Source organism: Micromonospora sp. NPDC052213, from assembly GCF_040679695.1.
Taxonomy (GTDB): domain Bacteria; phylum Actinomycetota; class Actinomycetes; order Mycobacteriales; family Micromonosporaceae; genus Micromonospora.
In genome coordinates this window covers 1-1,097 of the sequence record NZ_JBFAVI010000399.1, presented here as the reverse complement: position 1 = coordinate 1,097, position 1,097 = coordinate 1, and the positions used below count along the sequence as shown (strand labels likewise).

2 protein-coding genes are annotated in these 1,097 nt (G+C 69.0%); one reads left to right on the top strand and one right to left on the bottom strand.

The window, feature by feature from the left end; all coding sequences use genetic code 11:
• Window positions 1-58: 58 nt before the first annotated feature.
• On the bottom strand, window positions 59-589 hold the full coding sequence (locus AB0L34_RS34250; protein ID WP_357175045.1) for a hypothetical protein: 531 nt from the start codon (window positions 587-589) through the stop codon (window positions 59-61).
• A gap of 186 nt (window positions 590-775) precedes the next feature.
• Here AB0L34_RS34250 and AB0L34_RS34245 point away from each other — a divergent pair, with 186 nt between their 5' ends.
• Window positions 776-1,021: a hypothetical protein gene (locus AB0L34_RS34245; RefSeq protein ID WP_073828823.1), complete on the top strand. Its 246-nt coding sequence runs from the start codon at window positions 776-778 to the stop codon at window positions 1,019-1,021.
• Window positions 1,022-1,097: the final 76 nt, after the last annotated feature.

Genomic DNA, 1,097 nt, shown 5'->3' with positions numbered 1-1,097 from the left:
CCGGTCGTGCAGGCGTTCCTGTGCACAAGGCCGGGACCCGTGCGGTCACTGCGCGAGGCTACCGACGAGAGCTCGACGCAGCGAACGTCTTCACGTCCTGAAGCAGGAGGTCCAGGAAGGTGGCCAGGTCCGGGGCGGCCACGTCGAAGCGCGGATCCTCCGAGGTGTAGATGCCGTCGAGGACGAGGTCCGGAGGGAGCCGGTAGACGGGCCACCCGTCCGGCGTCGCCAGCGCGTACTGCGTGCCGCCGCCGTCGCTGGCGAACACGATTACATCGGCGTCGTGGCGGCCACGTACGCGCCAGAGGTCCCGTGCCTCGTGGACGTGGACCACGTGGGAGGCGCTGTGCAGGAAGAACCCGTTGTCGATGTCGGCCAGGTCGACGGCGTCCACTACCGCGTACAGGTCGGCAAGGACAGCGGGGACGGCGGGACGGGCGGCGGCGATCAGCGCGGCAGAGGTCGTCGTGGGCTCACTGACGGCATTCTCGCCGGGCGGGTATCCGTAGCGGTCCTCGAAGTCGAGCACCGCGGAAGCGACCGCCTTCCGCAGATCCTCCCGCCAGGTCACCAGGTCTCGTTGCATCACGGCAGGACACTGCCACCGTGAACCAGATCTGACCAGGAGCGCTGGGAGCGGGACGACCATCCGACCTGTCAGACGTCCGTACGCCGGATTTCGGGTCTTTGATCTCTGGGCCGGCACTGCGACGATGCAGGCCGTCGGAGGCGGCCGTGTGCGGACGTCTCGTGTCTCACCGACCGAGGAGCCGATGTGCGTCTGCCCCGTGAGCCCCACCCGGTTGACCGGCCGGGCCTGCTCATCTCCATGATCGTCTGTGGTGGCCTCGGGACTCTTGCGGCGAGCGGATGGAACGGCGACGCAGGGCGGTTCCAGCCGATCGCGGCGGTGCTCGCCGTGGTGCTGTTCGCGTGCTTCCTGATCATGTTCGCGGTGTTCTGGGTCGGCTGGCTGATGCGCGGCCACGAGTTGTGGCGCGAGGCGCGGCGTGAGCGCTGACCAGGACCGTTACCGGCATGATCGCCGGTGGCTCGAACACGCGGTGCACGAGCTTCCGGCCGGGGTGCTGTGGGGC